The organism is Winslowiella iniecta (genome assembly GCF_001267535.1).
Lineage (GTDB): Bacteria > Pseudomonadota > Gammaproteobacteria > Enterobacterales > Enterobacteriaceae > Erwinia > Erwinia iniecta.
Genome location: NZ_JRXE01000030.1, coordinates 1 through 19,345, shown reverse-complemented (window position 1 = coordinate 19,345; position 19,345 = coordinate 1). Strand labels below are relative to the sequence as shown.

Below are 19,345 nucleotides of genomic sequence, written 5' to 3'. Positions count from 1 at the left end.
GGGCGTCGCTACTTTACTTCAGCTCAGCAACAGACGTAAGCCCCAAGGCGCTAACGTGATTTGCTGCGCGGCATTAAGCTGTTCACCACTTAATAAACAGCGGGCATCGTCAGAGAGGGTATGATTATGCGGGCTGGCCGAGTAATTAAAGATGAACCGCAGCTGCTGACCCTCGCGATTACGTCCCTGGCGCACGATTAGCGGGAAATGTTCGTCAGTGGTGCGCGACGCCAGCGTAATATCACGGCAAAGATGATCAACCAGTTGGCTGATAAAGGCTTTGGTCGGCAGAAAGCCAAGGTACATGGCGCGTCCGTGGCCGTAGTCGGCTTCGGTGACTGCCGCATAGTCACCCCAGAATGGATGCTGATAACGCGCCACCTCGCGCGTTGCCGGGCGGGTCGGCGTCAGCAGTTCCATCCACAGCTCCACCGGTTGCGCCTCACCGTGGTTCAATCCAGCGGCGGTGGCGCGGACGGTAACCGCATCCGGCAGCACAAACTGGCTGTAGCTGACGCCGCAACATTTGCTTAATCGCCCTGGCTGCGCGGTGTGTCGCACTTTAACATTTTCATCGCTAAAGCCCGATTTAAAGCTAATCAGTGCACGGCCACCTTGCTCAACGTAGCGGTTAATCCGTTTGAGCAGGGCATCGTCGGCGGCATACAGCGCCGGCACGATAATCAGCTGGTATTTTTTACTGCTGTCATCAATATCATTAATGATATCGACGGCAATATTGTGATCGTACAGCGCATCATAGAAACGGCGGACAATATCGTTATAGACATTGGTTTGCGCCTCGCCGGGTTTAAACCAGTTTAATGCGTCCATCGCCTCATTATTAATCAGAATTGCCACGTCATTATTGATACGCAACCCGGCAACCTCACTGGCGATTCTGGCGAAGTCCGCGCCAATGGTCTGAGCTTCACGATAAGTTGGGTTGGGGCTGAAATCGTGACTGAGTAAGCCTTTCCAGTAGGTTTCAAATGCGTTGTGAATGGAGTGCCAGTGCCAGTAGGAGACCATTTTTGCCCCCTGTGCCAGGTGGCTGAACGCCTGTAAACGCAGCTGGCCGGGGAAGGGCGTCCACTGGGCGAAACCCTGCGCCTCGGTTTCCAGCACCAGATAGTTATTGCCCGATTTCAGATTGCGCGCCACATCGCCGCCAAAACCAATTTCCCGGCCGGTAAGCTGCGCCTGGGAAGGGTGGTAAATATCAACACCGGCCACGGTCAGTGCTTTGGCGGCGGCAAAATGGTCGACGCGCGGCTGCACGCCATAGGAGTATCCGCGCCACTCAAAATCAAAGTTATGGGTAATAAATTGCTGTGGCGTGGCGTATTCCTTTACGACATCCACCTGCCAGCTGAGATATTCCGTGACCATCTGGCGCTGGAAGCGGGCAAAGGCGCAGCCCAGGCTGGCATTAATGGTGCTTTCAACCGGCGGAAAATCATCCCAGTTATCAACACGGTTACTCCAGTAATCGAGTCCGAAATCGGCGTTAAACTGGTTAATATCCGGATAGCGCTGTTGCAGGTGGGTGATAAAGCGCTGCTGCATTTCGCCGCCGACGTTATCATAATGCTTGGTTTCGTTATCCACCTGATAACCAATAATTGCCGGATGCTGACAGACATGCGCCAGCAGCGTGCGAATGATCTTTTCTGCATAGCGGCGAAATACCGGGCTGACAATATCCATAATCTGACGGCGACCGTATTTTTCCTGGCGCAGTGGCGTGGTGACCATCACTTCCGGATGTTTGCGCGCCAGCCACGACGGAATGGCATAGGTTGGGGTGCCGACAATTACCGCGATTCCGGCGCGATGCATGGCATCAAGTACCCGATCAACATGATAAAAATTGTATTCACCTTCCTGTGGTTCCAGCGTACTCCATGTTGATTCGGCGATGCGCACCACATTGATGCCGGCAGCCAGCATCATTTCAATATCTTTTTCCAGCCGATCTTCCGGCATATATTCATCGTAATAGGCAACACCATAATAGAGTTCAGACATACCACCTCCGGATTATTTTGCCAGCGCTGTGCGTTGGGTAAAGGCGCGGGCAGATTCAAGTGTGAAATAAGAAATAAGCGTAAAGGTCAGGGCAATCATGCCAAGGATCAGATAACTGTCAGCGAAGCCCATATTTTTGTACATATGGCCAATGCCGCTGGAGAGAAATATTTCGCTAAAGCGTTTCGAAAACTGGAAGCCAATTAAATAGACGGTGGCGGACAGCCATGGATTAAAGTTCGCCGCGATATATTTCAGGCCGGCGACGAGGAATACTGAGCTTTCAAATCCGTGCAGCATTTTCACCAGGCTAATGGAGATCGGGCCAATTGCGTAAGCAGAACCAATGATGCGCAGACTCATAATGATGCCACAGTAAATCAGGGCATTTTTGGGGCCGATTTTATTGACAAACCACGGCGAGAAGAACATCACTACGGCATCGAGGAAAATCTGGGCGGTATACAGATAACCAAACACTTCCGCGCCGCGCGCCTTACTGACAAAGAAATGGCTGTAATAGATAGCGAACTGCTGATCGTAGGTTTCATACACCGCGCCGACGCCGACCATATAGAGGGCGAAAAACCAGAATTTACGTAATTTCAGTAAATTACGCACATCACCCAGTGAAATGGGGGCCGCTGCTGGCAAGGCAGAATCATTGCGCAGCGCTACGCGCGGCTGGGTTTTCCAGACAATAAACAACAGCGCCAGACCGGCGAGACTGGCCATCCAGAAAATATAATCCTGATTGATGCCGTACAATTTTCCCGCCATAAAAGTGCCCATCGCCGCACCGATACCGCCAAACATCCGCGCTTTGCCAAATTCGAATCCGGTCATACGGCTGACCTTGTCGATATAAGCTTCACAGACACCGCATCCGGCACCAAATGCCATGCCAATATAAATCCCGCCGGCGAAGGCACCTGCTATCACGTTATATTTCAGGAGTGGGGCAAAGATATAAATCCAGTAGGGCGCAAATAAGGAGATAATGATTGCCAGCATCCACATCAGATGTTTGCGGAAAATTAACTTGTCAGAAATAAAACCAAACAGCGGCTGAACACAGACTGATACTATTGCGGTAAACGAATAAACCAGTCCGACATCAGCATAATCGATGCCAATGGTATCGGTGAGCCATAATGAAAGGTACGGATAACAACTTCCCCAGCCAATAAAGAAAAATAAGAAAAACAGGCAGCACATTAAATAGTTTTTTTCTATGTGAAACATGATCTACCTCATTCCTGCGCGGTTAATTAACAGCTCGTATTGGAGAACGTAACTTAGCGTTAAACGTTGCGGAAAATCTGGAGGCAGTCGCTACCGACCTGTAAAAATCTGCTGCCCGCAGCAGAAGTGTGAACGGCCTCACGAATCACATCGGCGGTACAGGCCGTGCATTTGCGCTTTTCGACGTGTAAGATGTTCGTCCTTCGAGAGTTTTTGCTTTTCGCACGCTTTTGAACCTGTGTACCAGGGCGAGTACCAAACTGACAACTGTGAGTCGGTTTCAAGTCTCAAGTGCCTGAGGTATATAAATAAACTATGATTTGTATGTAACCTTTCGTGTGGGTTACCACTGCAATTAAGGATGTAAAATGCCCGTTATTACTCTTCCTGATGGAAGTCAGCGTACTTTCGACCACGCCGTCAGCGTGATGGAAATTGCTCAGGACATTGGCCCAGGTCTGGCGAAAGCCTGTATTGCCGGTCGCGTAAATGGTGAACTGGTCGACGCCGTTGACCCGATTACCGACGATGCCAGTGTCGCAATCATTACCGCGAAAGACGAAGCCGGTGTGGAAATTATTCGCCACTCTTGCGCGCACCTGTTAGGTCATGCGATCAAGCAGCTGTGGCCGGATACCAAAATGGCAATCGGTCCGGTAATCGACAATGGTTTCTATTACGATGTGGATATTGACCGCACCCTGACGCAGGAAGATCTCGAACTGCTCGAAAAGCGTATGCACGAGCTGGCAGAGAAGAATTACGACGTCATTAAGAAAAAGGTGAGCTGGCAGGAAGCCCGTGATGCATTTGCTGCACGCGGCGAAAGCTATAAAACCACCATTCTTGATGAAAATATTAGCCATGACGACCGTCCTGGCCTGTATCACCATGAAGAATATGTCGATATGTGCCGTGGTCCGCACGTACCGAATATGCGTTTCTGCCACCATTTTAAACTGCAGAAGACCTCCGGCGCGTACTGGCGTGGCGACAGTAACAATAAAATGTTGCAGCGCATCTACGGCACCGCATGGGCGGATAAAAAGCAGCTGGCGGCGTATCTGCAACGTCTGGAAGAAGCGGCAAAGCGCGATCACCGTAAAATCGGTAAGCAGCTTGACCTGTATCATATGCAGGAAGAAGCGCCGGGCATGGTATTCTGGCATAATGATGGCTGGACTATCTTCCGCGAGCTGGAAGTGTTTGTACGCACCAAGCTGAAAGAGTATGAGTACCAGGAAGTGAAAGGTCCGTTTATGATGGATCGTGTGCTGTGGGAAAAAACCGGCCACTGGGAAAACTACAAAGAAGCGATGTTTACCACTTCATCGGAAAATCGCGAGTACTGCATTAAACCGATGAACTGCCCTGGTCACGTGCAAATTTTCAATCAGGGTCTAAAATCATACCGCGACCTGCCATTACGTATGGCTGAGTTCGGTAGCTGTCACCGTAATGAGCCGTCAGGCGCGCTGCATGGACTGATGCGCGTACGCGGCTTCACTCAGGATGACGCTCACGTATTCTGTACTGAAGAGCAGGTGCGTGATGAAGTGAACAGTTGCATCAAGATGGTGTACGATATGTACAACACCTTCGGTTTTGAAAAAATCGTGGTGAAATTGTCGACCCGTCCGGAAAAGCGTATTGGCAGCGATGAGATGTGGGATCGCGCCGAGAAAGATCTGGCAGAAGCGCTGCAGGAAAACAATATTGAATTCCAGTATCAGCCGGGTGAAGGGGCGTTCTACGGTCCGAAAATTGAATTTACCCTGCATGATTGTCTGGATCGTCCGTGGCAGTGTGGTACTGTGCAGCTCGACTTTTCCTTGCCGAGCCGTTTGAGTGCTTCTTACGTCGGCGAAAATAACGAACGTCAGGTGCCGGTGATGATTCACCGTGCGATTCTGGGTTCAATGGAGCGCTTTATCGGTATTCTTACCGAAGAGTATGCCGGTTTCTTCCCAACCTGGCTCGCTCCGGTACAAGCAGTGATTATGAATATCACTGATGGTCAGTCCGAATATGTTGCAGAATTAACCCGTAAACTGCAGAATGCGGGAATTCGTGTAAAAGCGGACTTGAGAAATGAGAAGATTGGCTTTAAAATCCGCGAGCACACTTTACGTCGTGTCCCTTACATGCTGGTCTGTGGTGATAAAGAGGTGGAAGCAGGCAAAGTTGCCGTTCGCACCCGCCGTGGTAAAGACCTTGGAAGCATGGACGTAAATGATGTTATCGAAAAGCTGCAGCAAGAGATTCGCAGCCGAAATCTTCATCAATTGGAGGAATAAAGTATTAAAGGCGGAAAACGAGTTCAACCGACGCGACCTAATAAAATTAACGGTGAAATCCGTGCTACCGAGGTGCGTCTGACAGGCATCGAAGGCGAGCAGCTTGGTATTGTGAGCCTGCGTGAAGCTATTGAAAAAGCTGAAGAAGCAGGTGTTGATTTAGTTGAAATCAGCCCTAATGCCGAACCGCCTGTATGCCGTATTATGGATTACGGCAAGTTCCTCTACGAAAAAAGCAAATCTTCTAAGGAACAGAAGAAGAAGCAGAAAGTTATCCAGGTTAAGGAAATTAAATTCCGTCCTGGTACCGATGATGGCGACTATCAGGTCAAACTACGCAACCTGATTCGCTTTCTGGAAGATGGCGATAAAGCCAAAATCACGCTGCGTTTCCGCGGTCGTGAGATGGCGCACCAGCAGATCGGTATGGAAGTGCTTAACCGCGTCCGTAAAGACCTGTGTGAAGATCTGGATTTGGCCATTGTCGAATCCTTCCCTTCGAAGATCGAAGGCCGCCAGATGATCATGGTGCTCGCTCCCAAGAAGAAGCAGTAGGCCATTCAAGTCGTTATCCGCGCAGCGTTCGCGCTGCACGGTAACTCGCCTGTCTGATTCATTTTATTAACAATGCGAAGTGGAAATTTTTGAAATGCCAAAGATTAAAACTGTACGTGGCGCGGCTAAGCGCTTCAAGAAGACCGCCTCTGGTGGCTTCAAGCGTAAACACGCTAACCTGCGTCATATTCTGACCAAAAAATCTACTAAGCGTAAACGTCACCTGCGTCCGAAAGGTCTGGTGTCTAAAGGCGATCTGGGTCTGGTTATCGCCTGCCTGCCGTACGCATAAGTAAATTTTTTAAACACAGAATATTAAACAGGAGAGCTAAATGGCTCGTGTAAAACGTGGTGTAGTTGCTCGCGCACGTCACAAAAAAATCTTAAAACAAGCTAAAGGCTACTACGGTGCACGTTCACGTGTATACCGTGTTGCTTTCCAGGCTGTAATCAAAGCTGGTCAGTATGCTTACCGTGACCGTCGTCAACGTAAGCGTCAGTTCCGTCAGCTGTGGATCGCGCGTATTAACGCAGCAGCTCGTCAGAACGGCATGTCTTACAGCCGCTTCATCAATGGCCTGAAAAAGGCTTCTGTTGAAATCGACCGTAAGATTCTGGCTGACATCGCAGTATTCGACAAAGTGACTTTCTCCGCACTGGTTGAAAAAGCGAAATCAGCTCTGGCGTAAGTCAGGATATCCTGAATCATTCCAGCTGCAGTCAATGTGCTGCAGCCTGAAGTATGACGGATAGGTAAAAGAGGGGGCTTGTCTCCCTCTTTTATTATCTAACTCAAGCAAAAGATTGACATTTCTGCCTGCTGGCATTTCAATAGAGCAACAGAAATTTTCCGACCAGTATCCCGATAAGGTAATGCAAGCATGAATGCTGCTATTTTCCGTTTCTTTTTTTACTTTAGCGCCTGACAATCGGGGGCTTTTGCGCAAAAGAAGAGAAACGAAAAATCGCGCTGAAAGCCTCCCACGTGGAGGCTTTTTTGTTTCTGGCGAAATGATCATTGGACTGTATGTCCCAACAAAAAACAGACCGGCCGTCACGGCTGGAAGAAGAGGAAACAATGCCACATCTCGCAGACCTGGTTGCCAGTGCTAAGGCAGCTATAGAAGATGCCCATGATGTCGCCGCGTTAGATCTGGTACGCGTCGAATATTTAGGTAAAAAAGGGCATCTTACGCTCCAGATGACCACACTGCGTGAATTGCCCGCAGAAGAGCGTCCGGCGGCGGGTGCGGTAATTAATGAAGCCAAGCAGCAGGTGCAGGAAGTGCTGAGCGCGCGTAAGAATGCGCTGGAATCGGCTGCGCTGAATGCCCGTCTGGCACAGGAAACCATTGACGTTTCGCTGCCAGGCCGTCGCATTGAGAACGGCGGGCTGCACCCGGTCACCCGTACCATTGACCGTATCGAAACCTTTTTCGGTGAGCTGGGTTTTGCGGTGAAGACCGGGCCAGAAATCGAAGACGACTACCATAACTTTGATGCACTGAATATTCCTGGCCACCACCCGGCACGTGCCGATCACGATACCTTCTGGTTTGATGCGACGCGTTTGCTGCGCACCCAGACCTCAGGCGTGCAGATTCGCACCATGAAAAATCAGCAGCCGCCGATCCGTATTATCGCGCCGGGTCGCGTCTATCGTAACGATTACGATCAGACCCACACCCCAATGTTCCATCAGATGGAAGGGCTGATCGTTGATAAAAATATCAACTTCTCCAACCTGAAGGGCACGCTGCACGAATTCCTGCGCAACTTCTTTGAAGAAGATTTGCAGGTGCGTTTCCGTCCGTCTTACTTCCCGTTTACCGAACCGTCCGCTGAAGTGGATGTGATGGGTAAAAACGGCAAGTGGCTGGAAGTGCTGGGCTGCGGCATGGTGCATCCGAATGTGCTGCGTAACGTCGGTATCGATCCGGAAGTCTACTCTGGCTTCGCTTTCGGTATGGGCATGGAGCGTCTGACTATGCTGCGTTACGGCGTGACCGATCTGCGCGCCTTCTTCGAAAATGATTTACGTTTCCTCAAACAGTTTAAATAAGGGCAGGTTATACCAATGAAATTCAGTGAACTCTGGTTACGCGAATGGGTAAACCCAGCCATTGACAGTGAAGCGTTGTCCGATCAAATCACCATGGCCGGGCTGGAAGTTGACGGCGTTGATGCTGTTGCGGGTGTTTTTCATGGCGTCGTGGTCGGCGAAGTGGTTGAATGCGGTCAGCATCCCAATGCCGATAAATTGCGCGTAACAAAAGTGAATGTTGGCGGCGAACGCCTGCTGGATATCGTCTGTGGCGCACCTAACTGCCGCCAGGGGCTGAAAGTGGCGGTAGCGACCGTCGGTGCCGTGCTGCCGGGCGATTTTAAAATTAAAGCCGCGAAACTGCGCGGCGAGCCTTCTGAAGGGATGCTGTGTTCATTCTCCGAATTGGGTATCAGTGACGACCACGCGGGCATTATCGAACTGCCGGCTGATGCGCCAGTGGGCAGCGATATCCGCGAATATTTACAGTTGAACGATAACACTATTGAAATCAGCGTGACGCCAAACCGTGCGGACTGCCTGAGCATTATCGGTGTTGCCCGTGATGTGGCGGTGCTGAACCAGCTGCCGCTGAATGCGCCTGCTATTGAGCCGGTCGCCGCCACGCTGAGCGACATCTTCCCGATTCGCGTTGAGGCGACGGAAGCCTGTCCGCGCTATCTCGGCCGGGTGGTCAAAGGCATTAATGTCAAAGCTGCCACGCCACTGTGGATGCGTGAGAAACTTCGTCGTTGCGGTATTCGCTCTATCGACCCGGTTGTGGATATCACCAACTATGTGCTGCTTGAGCTGGGCCAGCCGATGCACGCCTTCGATCTGGATCGTATCGATTCCGGTATCGTGGTGCGTATGGCCGAAGAGGGTGAAACCCTGACGCTGCTGGATGGCAATGAAGTCAAGCTGAACAGCGACACGCTGGTGATTGCTGACGAAAAACAGGCGCTGGCAATGGGCGGTATTTTTGGCGGCGAGCACTCTGGCGTCAACGAAGAGACGCAAAATGTGCTGTTCGAATGTGCGTTTTTCAGTCCGCTGTCGATTGCCGGTCGTGCCCGTAGTCACGGTCTGCACACCGATGCCTCTCACCGTTACGAGCGTGGCGTAGATTCCGCCCTGCAATATCAGGCAATGGAACGTGCGACGCGTCTGTTGCTGGATATCTGTGGCGGTGAAGCCGGTCCGGTTATTGATGTGACGAATGAAGCTGCGCTGCCAAAAGCGGCGACGATCACACTGCGTCGTGAAAAACTTGATCGTCTGATCGGCCATGTAATTGCTGATGAGAAAGTCACGGATATTCTGCAACGTCTGGGCTGTGAAGTGACCCTCGGCAACGGTGAGTGGCAGGCGGTTGCGCCGAGCTGGCGTTTCGATATGCAGATCGAAGAGGATCTGATCGAAGAAGTGGCACGCGTTTATGGCTATAACAATATTCCCGATGTGCCGGTTCAGGCCAGCCTGATCATGACCCAACATCGTGAGGCCAATCTTTCGCTGAAACGCGCCAAAGCCATGCTGGTGGATAAAGGTTACCAGGAAGCGATCACCTATAGCTTTGTTGACCCTAAAGTGCAGGCGCTGCTGCATCCGGGCGAAGAGAACCTGCTGCTGCCAAGCCCGATTTCAGCCGATATGTCGGCGATGCGCCTGTCACTGTGGAGTGGTTTGCTGTCAGCGGTGGTGTACAACCAGAACCGTCAGCAGAGCCGCGTGCGTCTGTTTGAGAGCGGCTTGCGCTTTGTTCCTGATACACAGGCAAACCTCGGCATTCGTCAGGATCTTATGCTGTCCGGCGTGCTGAGCGGCAGCCGCAATGAAGAACACTGGGATCTGGCGCGACAGGCCGTAGACTTCTATGATTTAAAAGGTGATTTAGAGTCGGTTCTGGATCTGACCGGTAAACTGGAGTCTATTGAGTTCCGTGCAGAAGCGAATCCGGCCCTTCATCCGGGACAGAGTGCGGCGATTTATTTACACGGCGAAAAAATCGGATTTATCGGTGTGGTGCATCCGGAACTGGAACGAAAACTGGATCTTAATGGTCGTACCTTAGTGTTTGAACTGCTTTGGGATAAGGTCGCAGACCGCGTGCTGCCTGAGGCGCGCGAGATTTCGCGCTTCCCGGCAAACCGCCGTGATATCGCTGTGGTTGTGGCTGAAAACGTGCCTGCAGCAGATATCATCGCCGAGTGTAAGAAAGTTGGCGTAAATCAGGTAGTTGGCGTAAACTTGTTTGACGTGTACCGTGGTAAGGGCGTAAATGAGGGTGAGAAGAGCCTCGCTATCAGCCTGATTTTACAAGATACCAGCCGGACACTCGAAGAAGAGGAGATTGCCGCTACTGTTGCACGATGTGTAGAGGCACTGAAAGAGCGATTCCAAGCATCCTTGAGGGATTGAACCTATGGCGCTTACAAAAGCTGAAATGTCAGAATACCTGTTTGAAAAGCTTGGGCTTAGCAAACGGGATGCCAAAGAGCTGGTCGAGCTGTTTTTCGAAGAAGTCAGACGTGCTTTGGAAAATGGTGAGCAGGTTAAGCTGTCCGGTTTTGGCAACTTTGACCTTCGCGACAAGAATCAACGTCCGGGACGTAACCCTAAGACTGGCGAAGATATTCCGATCACGGCACGGCGCGTGGTGACGTTCCGCCCGGGTCAGAAACTGAAAAGTCGGGTTGAGAACGCCTCGCCGAAAGAAGACTGATTGACTCACCAACAAAAGGCCGCGCAAGCGGCCTTTTTCATTTTTGGCGGCCAGCATCTGCGGTTTAATAGGGCCTGAATAATCATAAACACTGGCATATTGTGATTTAGTTGGCTAATTATCCTGAAATGGGTATTATATGCACTATCTTAGCTACGTGAGGATGTGAGGCTGGTGCGATTGCCGCCGAAAACATAAACCCAATGACTTTCTCCAAAGGAATGCTCGTTACCCTTTCTACATCTCAATTCTTTATCACTGCGGTCATGGCCAGCGTTCTGGCGTGGTGCAGCGAGCTATAGCGACTTCACAAAACGTTTAAAAACGGCTTTTAACACTGCGTTGCTGCGGCAACGGCGGTTTAGCACATGTTTTGTTTTGTGAGGAAATTATGATCTATTGGATCTTCTTATCTGTCGCCATCGTCTGTGAAATTCTCGGTACGCTGGCAATGAAATACTCCAGTTTGAACGGCGGCATTGGCGGCCATATCGCGATGTATCTGCTGATTGCGACCTCCTATATTCTGTTATCACTGGCGGTCAAGCGTATTGCGCTGGGCGTGGCTTACGCACTGTGGGAAGGGGCAGGCATTCTGCTGATTACCCTGTTTAGCGTGCTGATGTTCAGTGAATCCCTGTCGCTGGTCAAAGTGATCGCGTTAATCCTGCTGCTGGCCGGTATTACCCTGATTAAATCCGGTACTGAAATGCCTAAGCGAAAACGCAATGAGGTGCAACATGCAGGCTGAACATCTGCTGTACCTGTTGCTGGCGGTGGTGCTGGAAATCCTGGCCAATATCATGCTGAAAAAATCGGAAGGCTTCCGCCGCTGGGGATATGGCGTGCTGTCGCTGCTGGCAGTATTGGGCGCATTCAGCGCGTTGGCTCAGGCGGTGAAAGGTATCGACCTGGCGGTGGCCTACGCATTGTGGGGGGGATTAGGTATCGCCGCTACCGTTGCCGCTGGCTGGATCCTGTTTAATCAGCGTTTAAATAAAAAGGGCTGGCTGGGACTGGTGATACTGTTGGCCGGGATGGTGATGCTGAAAATGGCGTGATGACCGGTGGTGGCTAAACCGTTTGTGCTGCATGATTGCTTCACAATGTCAGGATTGTGTAAGTTCCGGGAAAGTATCGCGAAAATCATCCGTTAGCTGATAGTTAGCATTATTAGGGATTGCTATAACTGGCGCATCTAATAAAGAGAGGTCAGCCTGATGAAAAAAATGGCTATTTTACTTTGCGTCCTGTCAGGGATGCCGCTGCTGGCAAACGCCGGTGTTTCGATTGATATTAACTCTCACGGGATTTCCATTCAGCCTGGCGACCGCGATCAGCGTGGTTATTACTGGGACGGCTATGACTGGCGTGCGCCACAGTGGTGGCATGCACACCGAGGCCACCATGTGGGTGAGCGCGGGCCGCGCGGTGATTACTGGAATGGCAATGGCTGGCAGCCGCATGCGCCGCAGCATCACTCTGACCCGCAGCCGCGGCATCAGGCTGAGCATTCACGTCAGCATGCTCAGCATGAAAATCGTGATAAGCCGGGAGCAGGCAATGATGACCATCATCAACGCATCCCGCCGCAACAACATCATTAATTCTTTCCTTCAGAGCCAGCGATGCTGGCTCTTTCTTTTTCTGCGCCAGACACTACAATCAAAGCCTTGTTTTCTCAGATAAAGAGCCTCTGATGACGCTGCTTTCCGAGCTGTCGCAATGTGCAGAACGACGCGGACGACGCTGGCTGGCGCTGCTGCTGATACTGACAATGATGATTGCCGCCATCAGCTTGTGCGCGGGCGATAGCTGGATCGCCCCTGGCGACTGGTTCAGCCCGCAGGGGCAACTGTTTGTCTGGCAGTTGCGTTTGCCGCGCACGCTGGCGGTATTGCTGGTCGGTGCATCACTGGCGGTGGCTGGCGCGGTAATGCAGGCGTTGTTTGATAATCCGCTGGCGGAGCCAGGACTGTTAGGGGTATCGAACGGTGCCGGGGTTGGGCTGGTGTTGAGCGTACTGCTGGGAAGCGGCGAGCCGTGGAGCCTGAGCCTGGCCGCCATCGCCGGGGCGCTACTGGTCACGCTGGTGCTGCTGCGTTTTGCCCGGCACCACCTGTCTACCAGTCGCTTGCTGCTGGCCGGCGTGGCGCTGGGGATTATTTGCAGCGCAGTGATGACCTGGGCGGTGTACTTTAGTACCAGTCTCGACCTGCGCCAGCTGATGTACTGGATGATGGGCGGTTTCAGCGGTATCGACTGGCGCTACCGCTGGCTGATGCTGGCGTTACTGCCGATACTGCTGTGGCTGACCTGCCAGTGGCGTGCGCTGAATCTGCTGGCATTGGGCGAGATTTCCGCGCGTCAGCTCGGGCTACCGCTGGCGCTGTGGCGTAATTTGCTGGTGATGGCGATTGGCTGGCTGGTGGGCGTCAGTGTGGCGCTGGCCGGTGCCATTGGTTTTGTCGGACTGGTGATCCCGCACATATTACGGCTTAATGGGCTGACCGATCACCGCATACTGTTACCGGCCTGTGCATTTGCCGGCGCGGCGGTGCTGCTGGCTGCCGATATTGTCTCCCGGCTGGTGCTGACTTCAGCAGAATTACCGATTGGCGTAGTGACCGCGACGCTCGGTGCGCCAATATTTATCTGGTTATTAGTAAACCCTCGCCGCTAGCGAAAGCTGGCAACCATAATACTGATACAGGAAATCCGCATGAGCATTTTTGATACAGAACTGGAAACGCTGGATGGTGAGAAAACCACGCTAAAACAGTGGCAAGGTGACGTGCTGTTAGTGGTGAATGTGGCGTCAAAATGTGGCTTAACGCCGCAGTATGAGCAACTGGAGCAGTTGCAAAAATGCTGGCAGGATCAAGGTTTCAGCGTGCTGGGCTTCCCGTGCAATGCATTCCTTGAGCAGGAGCCGGGCAGCAATGAAGAGATCAAAACCTTCTGCAGCACCACTTACGGCGTCACCTTCCCGATGTTCAGTAAGATCGAAGTGAATGGTGAAAACCGTCATCCACTTTATGCACAGCTGGTGGCCGCACAGCCGCAGGCGGTGGCGCCGGACGGCAGCGCTTTCCTTGAGCGCATGACCAGCAAAGGGCGCGCACCGAAAGTGCCGGGAGATATCCTGTGGAACTTCGAGAAATTCCTGATCGACCGTGAAGGCAAAGTGATTCAGCGTTTCTCGCCAGATATGACGCCGGATGATGCGCTGATCGTCGACAGCATCAAGCAGGCGCTGGCAAAGTAAATGCTGCTGGAAATTGAACAGGCTGCGGTGGCCGGGCGGCTGGCTCCCTTCAGTGCGCAAGTCAGCAGCGGGCAACTGATTCATCTGCTGGGGCCAAATGGTGCCGGGAAGAGTTCGTTGCTGGCCCGGTTATCGGGTTTGCTGCCCGGCAGTGGCTGCGTTCAGTTTCTGGGGAAACCGCTTGAAGCCTGGAGTGGCAGTCAACTTGCCCGCCACCGCGGATGGTTACACCAACAGCAGCTACCCACCGGTCAGATGGCGGTTTTTCACTTTCTGCAACAGCATTTACTGCATGCCGACCAGCCGTATGAGCCGGTGTTGCAGCATATTCTTGACGCACTGCAACTCAGCGATAAGCTGGCACGGCCGCTGAACCAGCTGTCTGGCGGTGAGTGGCAGCGGGTCAGACTGGCCGCCGTATTACTACAGGTTAGCCCGGCGGCCAACTCCCACGGTAAATTGCTGCTGCTGGATGAGCCGATGGCGGGTCTGGATGTTGCCCAGCAGGCGGCTCTCGACCGTCTGCTGCCGCCGCTGTGTCAGGCCGGGCTTAGCGTGATAATGAGTGGTCACGACCTGAATCACAGCCTGCGCCATGCGCAACAGGTCTGGCTGATGGGTGAGGGCGAGGTGGTGGCGCAGGGTGATGCTGCAACAGTGATGCAACCCGAGCGTTTGCAGCAGGTGTATCAGGTCGCATTTCGCAAACTGACGGTTGAAGGCCATCAAATTCTTACCACGCTGGCGGAATAGCGGCCAGTCTCTTGCCAGAATCAATGATTTACCGCTACATTAAGTTTTTGTCTGGTTGCAGGAATAGAGGGTTATGCGGATCGGGTTGTTACTTGTCGTGGTTATTCTCGCTGGATGCAGTCGCCATGCCCCAGCTCCTGATGGTCGTCTGTCAGACCCGATTAGGGTTATCGCCCAACTTGATGAACAATTGGGTCAGTGGCGGGGCACACCTTACCGCTACGGCGGCATGAGTCGCGGCGGCGTCGACTGCTCCGGTTTTGTTTATCTCACCTTCCGCGATCGGTTTGATCTGCAATTACCGCGTTCAACCAGCGATCAGACCGATATCGGTACCCGCATTGATAAAGACCAGTTGCTGCCTGGCGACCTGGTGTTTTTCAAAACCGGTCGTGGAGAAAATGGCCTGCACGTTGGCATTTATGATACCGATAATCAGTTTATTCACGCCTCAACCAGCAAGGGGGTGATTCGATCTTCGCTGGATAATGTTTATTGGCGTAAAGTATTCTGGCAGGCGCGACGCATTTAATAAGGGGTGAAAGTCATTAATAGACTGCGATGAATTTAGGATAAATGCGTATTTCTTCGCCGGGAAAAATAGAGCATGATGAATCCTGGTTTTCGGCGAAGTGAATGACATTAATTTCTATTAGACTACGGTTTTATATTTACTTAAGCCAGATTTTTTTCTTTTCATCACTGACCCGGCCAAAAAAACCTGCCTTAGGCGCATCTCAAATCTCAGGAATTGCACGATTTACGACTTTTAAATGTAAGTTTTATTTAAGCATTGGGCTGGTTTTTTCCTCACGGGAAATTACTAAGTGTCTGATAGCGCAATAGCGCTATTGATTGTCATAAATTGTTGTTATAGGATGCGCAGACTGCCACTTAATAATGGCTTATCAAAATGAAAATCCATTTAGCTGCCGACTACCATAGTAATGCAGCATTTTATCCTGTTTATACCCTTGCGGGTAGGTTGACTGCCGTAGAGCTGAACTCTTGGTTCTCGGATGAAAACGCCAATGTTGCGATTCCGGCAGAGATGCTGATTCCGCAACTGACATTTGAACAACGTATATCGCTGTTGCAAAGTCAAATTACTCTGGTTGAAAAATATCACGACTTTTTCAGCTGGCACGATCTTTCTATCGCGATTAATATTGACGACATTATCGCTCAGGCGATTTTAGAAAGTGAGTTCCTTTTACACAAGTTAGGGTTGCTGGATTGCCTTGAACTGGAAATTAATGAAAGTTTCACTGATTTATCTGCCGGTAAAGATAATCCTTTACTCGCTGCGCTAAATGATCATTTTTCTCTCAGTCTGCACAATTTTGGCGCAGGGAAAGCCACCGCAAAAGCGGTGTATGATGACATGTTTAATCGGATCAAATTAGATAAGGGTTTTATCCAGCACAATATCAAACGGCGCTCATTTGCACCTTTTATTAATGCCATACTGGATAATATCACGCCACACTGCCAGCAGGTGATTGTGCAGGGCATTGATGATATTCAGGCACTGACCATGATTCGCCAGTATCCCTTTGGCGGAATTCAGAGTGCGCTATTTCCTGTCGCGGATGAAGGCGCTTTACCGGCTTTGCTGAAGCCACCCGAGCTGCTGACGGACGTTGACGAGTAACCGTTAGCTGACGTCTTCTCCCTGTAAATTATGGCGCGCAGGGTTTACACTGACAGAATTGGGGCGGTAAAGCGGGTGCTTTACCGTCTGATTCTTATCAGAAAAGGCCTCAGTGATGTCTTAAGGAGGCACAATGCAGTTCAACAACAGCTGGTTTAACGAGCTGCCGGGCTTTTACACCGCACTGAATCCCACCCCGCTGAAAAATCCTCGCCTGCTTTATCACAGCACTTCGCTGGCACAGGAACTGGGTCTTGATGAGAGCTGGTTTAGCCAGGATAACGCTGCTCTCTGGAGCGGCGAAACGCTGTTGCCAGGCATGCAGCCGCTGGCGCAGGTTTACAGCGGCCACCAGTTTGGCGTCTGGGCCGGGCAACTCGGTGACGGCCGCGGCATTCTTCTTGCCGAGCAGCAATTGCCGGACGGACGTAAATTTGACTGGCATCTGAAAGGAGCCGGGTTGACGCCTTACTCGCGGATGGGTGACGGACGTGCGGTGTTGCGCTCAACGCTGCGCGAGTTTCTCGCCTCGGAAGCGATGCATCATCTTGGCGTGCCGACGTCGCGTGCCTTAACGGTAGTGACCAGTGAAGAGCCGGTCTGGCGCGAAAGCGCCGAGCGCGGTGCCATGTTGCTGCGGGTGGCCGAAAGTCATCTGCGGTTTGGTCATTTCGAGCACTTCTTCTATCACGGTCAGCAGCAAAAGGTTCAGCAACTGGCGGATTATGCCATTGTGCATCACTGGCCAGCGCTGGCCGATCAGGCAGACCGTTATTTGCTGTGGTTTACTGATGTGGTGAAACGCACCGCGCGGCTGATTGCCCACTGGCAGAGCATCGGTTTTGCCCATGGCGTGATGAACACTGACAATATGTCGATTCTCGGCATCACGCTGGATTACGGTCCGTTTGGCTTTCTGGATGACTATCAGCCGGACTTTATCTGTAATCATTCTGACCATCAGGGACGGTATGCTTTTGATAATCAGCCGGTGGTAGGATTGTGGAACCTGAACCGTCTGGCGCATGCGCTTTCTGGCCTGATGACGCCTGAACAGTTAAAACTGGCGCTGGCCGAGTATGAGCCGGAGCTGATGCGGGCCTGGGGCGAGCAGATGCGTGCCAAACTGGGACTTCTGACGCAGGAAAAAACCGATAACGATATTCTTACCGGATTGCTGTCGCTGATGACCAAAGAGGGCAGCGATTACACCCGCACCTTCCGTCTGCTGAGCGCCACGCAGCAGGATGAAAATCATTCGCCGCTGCGCGATGAGTTTATCGATCGCGAAGCCTTTGATCGCTGGTATCACGACTATCGCCAGCGACTGCTGCGCGAGGAGAAGAGTGATGCTGAACGTCAGCAACGGATGAAATCGGTCAATCCGGCGATTATTCTACGTAACTATCTGGCGCAACAGGCGATTGAGCGTGCTGAGCAGGATGATATTAGCGTACTGACACGCCTGCATCAGGCGCTCGCCCGTCCGTTTGACGATGCGCCTGAATTTGCCGATTTGGCGAAACGTCCGCCTGACTGGGGTAAGAAGCTGGAAGTCAGCTGTTCGAGTTAACGGCGCAGGGCGATCTGCGGCACCGCTTCACTGGCATGCGGCAGTACTATCAGGTCGGCCTGATACCAGCGCGTCAGGGTCGATTCGGTCATCACCTCGGCGGGTTTGCCGCTGGCAACCAGCTTTCCGCGATGTAACAGCATCATACGATCCGACCACAGTGCGGCAAGGTTCAGATCGTGCAGTACACAGCATACCGTCAGCTTGCCGTTGCGCGTCAGCTGATGCAACAGCCGCAGGGCGTGTTGCTGGCGGTAGAGATCCAGTGCCGAGGTCGGCTCGTCAAGAAATAACCAGCCTTGCGGGCCGTCGTCGCGCCAGAGTTGTGCCAGCGCCCGTGCTAATTGCACGCGCTGCTGTTCGCCGCCGGAGAGCTGGCGATAATCCCGTTTTGCCAGCGCTTCACAGCCGGTTAAGGCCATCACTTCTCTGACCACCGGCGCAGCAGCCTGCTGCGGCCAGGGGGCACGCCCCATGGCGACCACATCCTCAACCGCCAGCGCAAACGCTACCGAGCTTTGTTGACGCATTACTGCACGCTGCTGTGCCAGCGCCTGACGCGGCCAGCGGTCGAGTGCGAGTTGCTGTAGCTGGCAACTGCCGTCAGAAGCGCGAAGAAAACCGGTAAGCAGACGCAACAGCGTGGATTTACCGGCACCGTTCGGGCCAATCAGCGACACCATCTCCCCGGCATTAAGTTGCAGTGATACCGCGTCAATCAGCGTGCGACCCGCGACGCGATAACTGAGGTTATTGGCCTGTAACTGGTTATCCATGGTGCCCTCCCTGACGGCGTAAAATCAGCCACAGAAACCACGGCCCACCCAGTAAACTGGTCAGCAGCCCGACCGGCATTTCCGCCGGTGCCACCAGCGTGCGTGCCAGCGTATCGGCGACCAGCAGTAAAATCGCCCCGGCCAGCACGGAACCCGGCAACATCCAGCGGTGATCGGCACCGAGACAGATGCGCATCAGATGCGGCACCACCAAACCGATAAAGCCGATAATCCCACTGACTGCCACCGCGGCGGCCACCAGCAGTGCACTGAGGATCAGTAGATGGCGCTGAGTCCGCTGGACATCCACGCCAAGGTAATGGGCTTCTTCCTCACCCAGCTGTAATAAATTCAGCCGCGAGGCCAGCCACTGAATCAGCAGCGCGGCAGGAATAATCAGCGAGGCACAGACCAGCAGAGTAGA

At 52.4% G+C, this 19,345-nt stretch carries 21 protein-coding genes and 1 other annotated feature; of the genes, 17 read left to right on the top strand and 4 right to left on the bottom strand.

Going from position 1 to position 19,345, the window contains the following annotated elements; genetic code table 11:
* Positions 1-18: 18 nt before the first annotated feature.
* The gene (locus NG42_RS18340; protein WP_052901896.1) at positions 19-2,031 is read right to left on the bottom strand and encodes a beta-galactosidase; all 2,013 of its coding nucleotides are present in this window, start codon (positions 2,029-2,031) and stop codon (positions 19-21) included.
* 12 nt (positions 2,032-2,043) lie between these two features.
* Positions 2,044-3,276, bottom strand: a complete 1,233-nt coding sequence (locus NG42_RS18335; RefSeq protein ID WP_052901894.1) for an oligosaccharide MFS transporter — start codon at positions 3,274-3,276, stop codon at positions 2,044-2,046.
* 368 nt (positions 3,277-3,644) lie between these two features.
* Here NG42_RS18335 and thrS point away from each other — a divergent pair, with 368 nt between their 5' ends.
* The 17 genes from thrS (at position 3,645) to NG42_RS18255 (ending at position 18,145) form a co-directional block, all read left to right on the top strand.
* A complete protein-coding gene (thrS, locus tag NG42_RS18330) occupies positions 3,645-5,573 on the top strand; it encodes a threonine--tRNA ligase (RefSeq protein WP_052901892.1) in 1,929 nt (642 codons plus the stop codon).
* 3 nt (positions 5,574-5,576) lie between these two features.
* Positions 5,577-6,128 carry a translation initiation factor IF-3 gene (gene infC, locus NG42_RS18325; protein ID WP_052901890.1) on the top strand — a complete coding sequence of 184 codons (552 nt, stop codon included), beginning with the start codon at positions 5,577-5,579 and terminating at the stop codon, positions 6,126-6,128.
* A 94-nt stretch (positions 6,129-6,222) separates the two neighbouring features.
* Positions 6,223-6,420 (top strand): 50S ribosomal protein L35, encoded by a 198-nt coding sequence (gene rpmI / locus NG42_RS18320; RefSeq protein WP_010275699.1) that lies wholly within the window; start codon positions 6,223-6,225, stop codon positions 6,418-6,420.
* A 40-nt stretch (positions 6,421-6,460) separates the two neighbouring features.
* Complete coding sequence (rplT, locus tag NG42_RS18315) at positions 6,461-6,817, top strand: 50S ribosomal protein L20 (RefSeq protein ID WP_052901887.1); 357 nt, start codon at positions 6,461-6,463, stop codon at positions 6,815-6,817.
* Positions 6,818-7,004: 187 nt separating this feature from the next.
* Positions 7,005-7,130 (top strand) — a sequence feature (Phe leader region).
* On the top strand, positions 7,010-7,054 hold the full coding sequence (pheM, locus tag NG42_RS22745; protein WP_106120997.1) for a pheST operon leader peptide PheM: 45 nt from the start codon (positions 7,010-7,012) through the stop codon (positions 7,052-7,054). It overlaps the preceding feature by 45 nt.
* A 76-nt stretch (positions 7,131-7,206) precedes the next feature.
* Positions 7,207-8,190: a phenylalanine--tRNA ligase subunit alpha gene (gene pheS, locus NG42_RS18310; RefSeq protein ID WP_052901884.1), complete on the top strand. Its 984-nt coding sequence runs from the start codon at positions 7,207-7,209 to the stop codon at positions 8,188-8,190.
* Positions 8,191-8,205: 15 nt separating this feature from the next.
* Complete coding sequence (gene pheT / locus NG42_RS18305; protein WP_052901881.1) at positions 8,206-10,593, top strand: phenylalanine--tRNA ligase subunit beta; 2,388 nt, start codon at positions 8,206-8,208, stop codon at positions 10,591-10,593.
* A 4-nt stretch (positions 10,594-10,597) separates the two neighbouring features.
* Complete coding sequence (ihfA, locus tag NG42_RS18300) at positions 10,598-10,897, top strand: integration host factor subunit alpha (protein ID WP_017802142.1); 300 nt, start codon at positions 10,598-10,600, stop codon at positions 10,895-10,897.
* Between the two features lie 391 nt (positions 10,898-11,288).
* Entirely contained in the window at positions 11,289-11,648 is a 360-nt protein-coding gene (gene mdtJ, locus NG42_RS18295; protein WP_052901878.1) for a multidrug/spermidine efflux SMR transporter subunit MdtJ, read from the top strand.
* On the top strand, positions 11,638-11,958 hold the full coding sequence (mdtI, locus tag NG42_RS18290; RefSeq protein ID WP_072133203.1) for a multidrug/spermidine efflux SMR transporter subunit MdtI: 321 nt from the start codon (positions 11,638-11,640) through the stop codon (positions 11,956-11,958). Before mdtJ ends, mdtI begins: the two co-directional genes overlap by 11 nt.
* A 168-nt stretch (positions 11,959-12,126) precedes the next feature.
* Positions 12,127-12,504, top strand: a complete 378-nt coding sequence (locus NG42_RS18285; RefSeq protein ID WP_420911319.1) for a DUF2502 domain-containing protein — start codon at positions 12,127-12,129, stop codon at positions 12,502-12,504.
* Positions 12,505-12,596: 92 nt separating this feature from the next.
* Positions 12,597-13,580 carry a vitamin B12 ABC transporter permease BtuC gene (btuC, locus tag NG42_RS18280; RefSeq protein ID WP_052901870.1) on the top strand — a complete coding sequence of 328 codons (984 nt, stop codon included), beginning with the start codon at positions 12,597-12,599 and terminating at the stop codon, positions 13,578-13,580.
* A 39-nt stretch (positions 13,581-13,619) separates the two neighbouring features.
* Positions 13,620-14,165, top strand: a complete 546-nt coding sequence (locus tag NG42_RS18275) for a glutathione peroxidase (RefSeq protein WP_052901867.1) — start codon at positions 13,620-13,622, stop codon at positions 14,163-14,165.
* Complete coding sequence (gene btuD / locus NG42_RS18270) at positions 14,166-14,918, top strand: vitamin B12 ABC transporter ATP-binding protein BtuD (protein ID WP_052901864.1); 753 nt, start codon at positions 14,166-14,168, stop codon at positions 14,916-14,918.
* A 73-nt stretch (positions 14,919-14,991) separates the two neighbouring features.
* A complete protein-coding gene (locus NG42_RS18265) occupies positions 14,992-15,450 on the top strand; it encodes an NlpC/P60 family protein (protein WP_052901861.1) in 459 nt (152 codons plus the stop codon).
* A gap of 381 nt (positions 15,451-15,831) precedes the next feature.
* Positions 15,832-16,572 (top strand): EAL domain-containing protein, encoded by a 741-nt coding sequence (locus tag NG42_RS18260; protein WP_052901856.1) that lies wholly within the window; start codon positions 15,832-15,834, stop codon positions 16,570-16,572.
* Between the two features lie 133 nt (positions 16,573-16,705).
* Positions 16,706-18,145 carry a protein adenylyltransferase SelO gene (locus NG42_RS18255; RefSeq protein WP_052901853.1) on the top strand — a complete coding sequence of 480 codons (1,440 nt, stop codon included), beginning with the start codon at positions 16,706-16,708 and terminating at the stop codon, positions 18,143-18,145.
* On the opposite strand, the gene NG42_RS18250 is transcribed toward NG42_RS18255, so the two are convergent.
* Both NG42_RS18250 and NG42_RS18245 read right to left on the bottom strand, forming a co-directional pair.
* Positions 18,142-18,921: a heme ABC transporter ATP-binding protein gene (locus NG42_RS18250; RefSeq protein WP_052901850.1), complete on the bottom strand. Its 780-nt coding sequence runs from the start codon at positions 18,919-18,921 to the stop codon at positions 18,142-18,144. The two genes, NG42_RS18255 and NG42_RS18250, sit on opposite strands and share 4 nt — an antisense overlap.
* A partial coding sequence (locus NG42_RS18245) for a FecCD family ABC transporter permease (protein ID WP_052901847.1) occupies positions 18,914-19,345 on the bottom strand: 432 nt, incomplete at its 5' end. The genes NG42_RS18250 and NG42_RS18245, both read right to left, overlap by 8 nt.

What these genes read in the sequence shown, in the direction of transcription:
- NG42_RS18285 (WP_420911319.1), top strand. Translation starts at nt 12,127, where the DNA reads ATGGCTATTTTACTTTGCGTCCTGTCAGGGATGCCGCTGCTGGCAAAC.
- ihfA (WP_017802142.1), top strand. Translation starts at nt 10,598, where the DNA reads ATGGCGCTTACAAAAGCTGAAATGTCAGAATACCTGTTTGAAAAGCTT.
- btuC (WP_052901870.1), top strand. Translation starts at nt 12,597, where the DNA reads ATGACGCTGCTTTCCGAGCTGTCGCAATGTGCAGAACGACGCGGACGA.
- mdtI (WP_072133203.1), top strand. Translation starts at nt 11,638, where the DNA reads ATGCAGGCTGAACATCTGCTGTACCTGTTGCTGGCGGTGGTGCTGGAA.
- NG42_RS18260 (WP_052901856.1), top strand. Translation starts at nt 15,832, where the DNA reads ATGAAAATCCATTTAGCTGCCGACTACCATAGTAATGCAGCATTTTAT.
- NG42_RS18335 (WP_052901894.1), bottom strand. Translation starts at nt 3,276, where the DNA reads ATGTTTCACATAGAAAAAAACTATTTAATGTGCTGCCTGTTTTTCTTA.
- thrS (WP_052901892.1), top strand. Translation starts at nt 3,645, where the DNA reads ATGCCCGTTATTACTCTTCCTGATGGAAGTCAGCGTACTTTCGACCAC.
- NG42_RS18255 (WP_052901853.1), top strand. Translation starts at nt 16,706, where the DNA reads ATGCAGTTCAACAACAGCTGGTTTAACGAGCTGCCGGGCTTTTACACC.
- rpmI (WP_010275699.1), top strand. Translation starts at nt 6,223, where the DNA reads ATGCCAAAGATTAAAACTGTACGTGGCGCGGCTAAGCGCTTCAAGAAG.
- mdtJ (WP_052901878.1), top strand. Translation starts at nt 11,289, where the DNA reads ATGATCTATTGGATCTTCTTATCTGTCGCCATCGTCTGTGAAATTCTC.
- NG42_RS18340 (WP_052901896.1), bottom strand. Translation starts at nt 2,031, where the DNA reads ATGTCTGAACTCTATTATGGTGTTGCCTATTACGATGAATATATGCCG.
- NG42_RS18250 (WP_052901850.1), bottom strand. Translation starts at nt 18,921, where the DNA reads ATGGATAACCAGTTACAGGCCAATAACCTCAGTTATCGCGTCGCGGGT.
- btuD (WP_052901864.1), top strand. Translation starts at nt 14,166, where the DNA reads ATGCTGCTGGAAATTGAACAGGCTGCGGTGGCCGGGCGGCTGGCTCCC.
- pheS (WP_052901884.1), top strand. Translation starts at nt 7,207, where the DNA reads ATGCCACATCTCGCAGACCTGGTTGCCAGTGCTAAGGCAGCTATAGAA.
- rplT (WP_052901887.1), top strand. Translation starts at nt 6,461, where the DNA reads ATGGCTCGTGTAAAACGTGGTGTAGTTGCTCGCGCACGTCACAAAAAA.
- NG42_RS18265 (WP_052901861.1), top strand. Translation starts at nt 14,992, where the DNA reads ATGCGGATCGGGTTGTTACTTGTCGTGGTTATTCTCGCTGGATGCAGT.
- NG42_RS18275 (WP_052901867.1), top strand. Translation starts at nt 13,620, where the DNA reads ATGAGCATTTTTGATACAGAACTGGAAACGCTGGATGGTGAGAAAACC.
- pheT (WP_052901881.1), top strand. Translation starts at nt 8,206, where the DNA reads ATGAAATTCAGTGAACTCTGGTTACGCGAATGGGTAAACCCAGCCATT.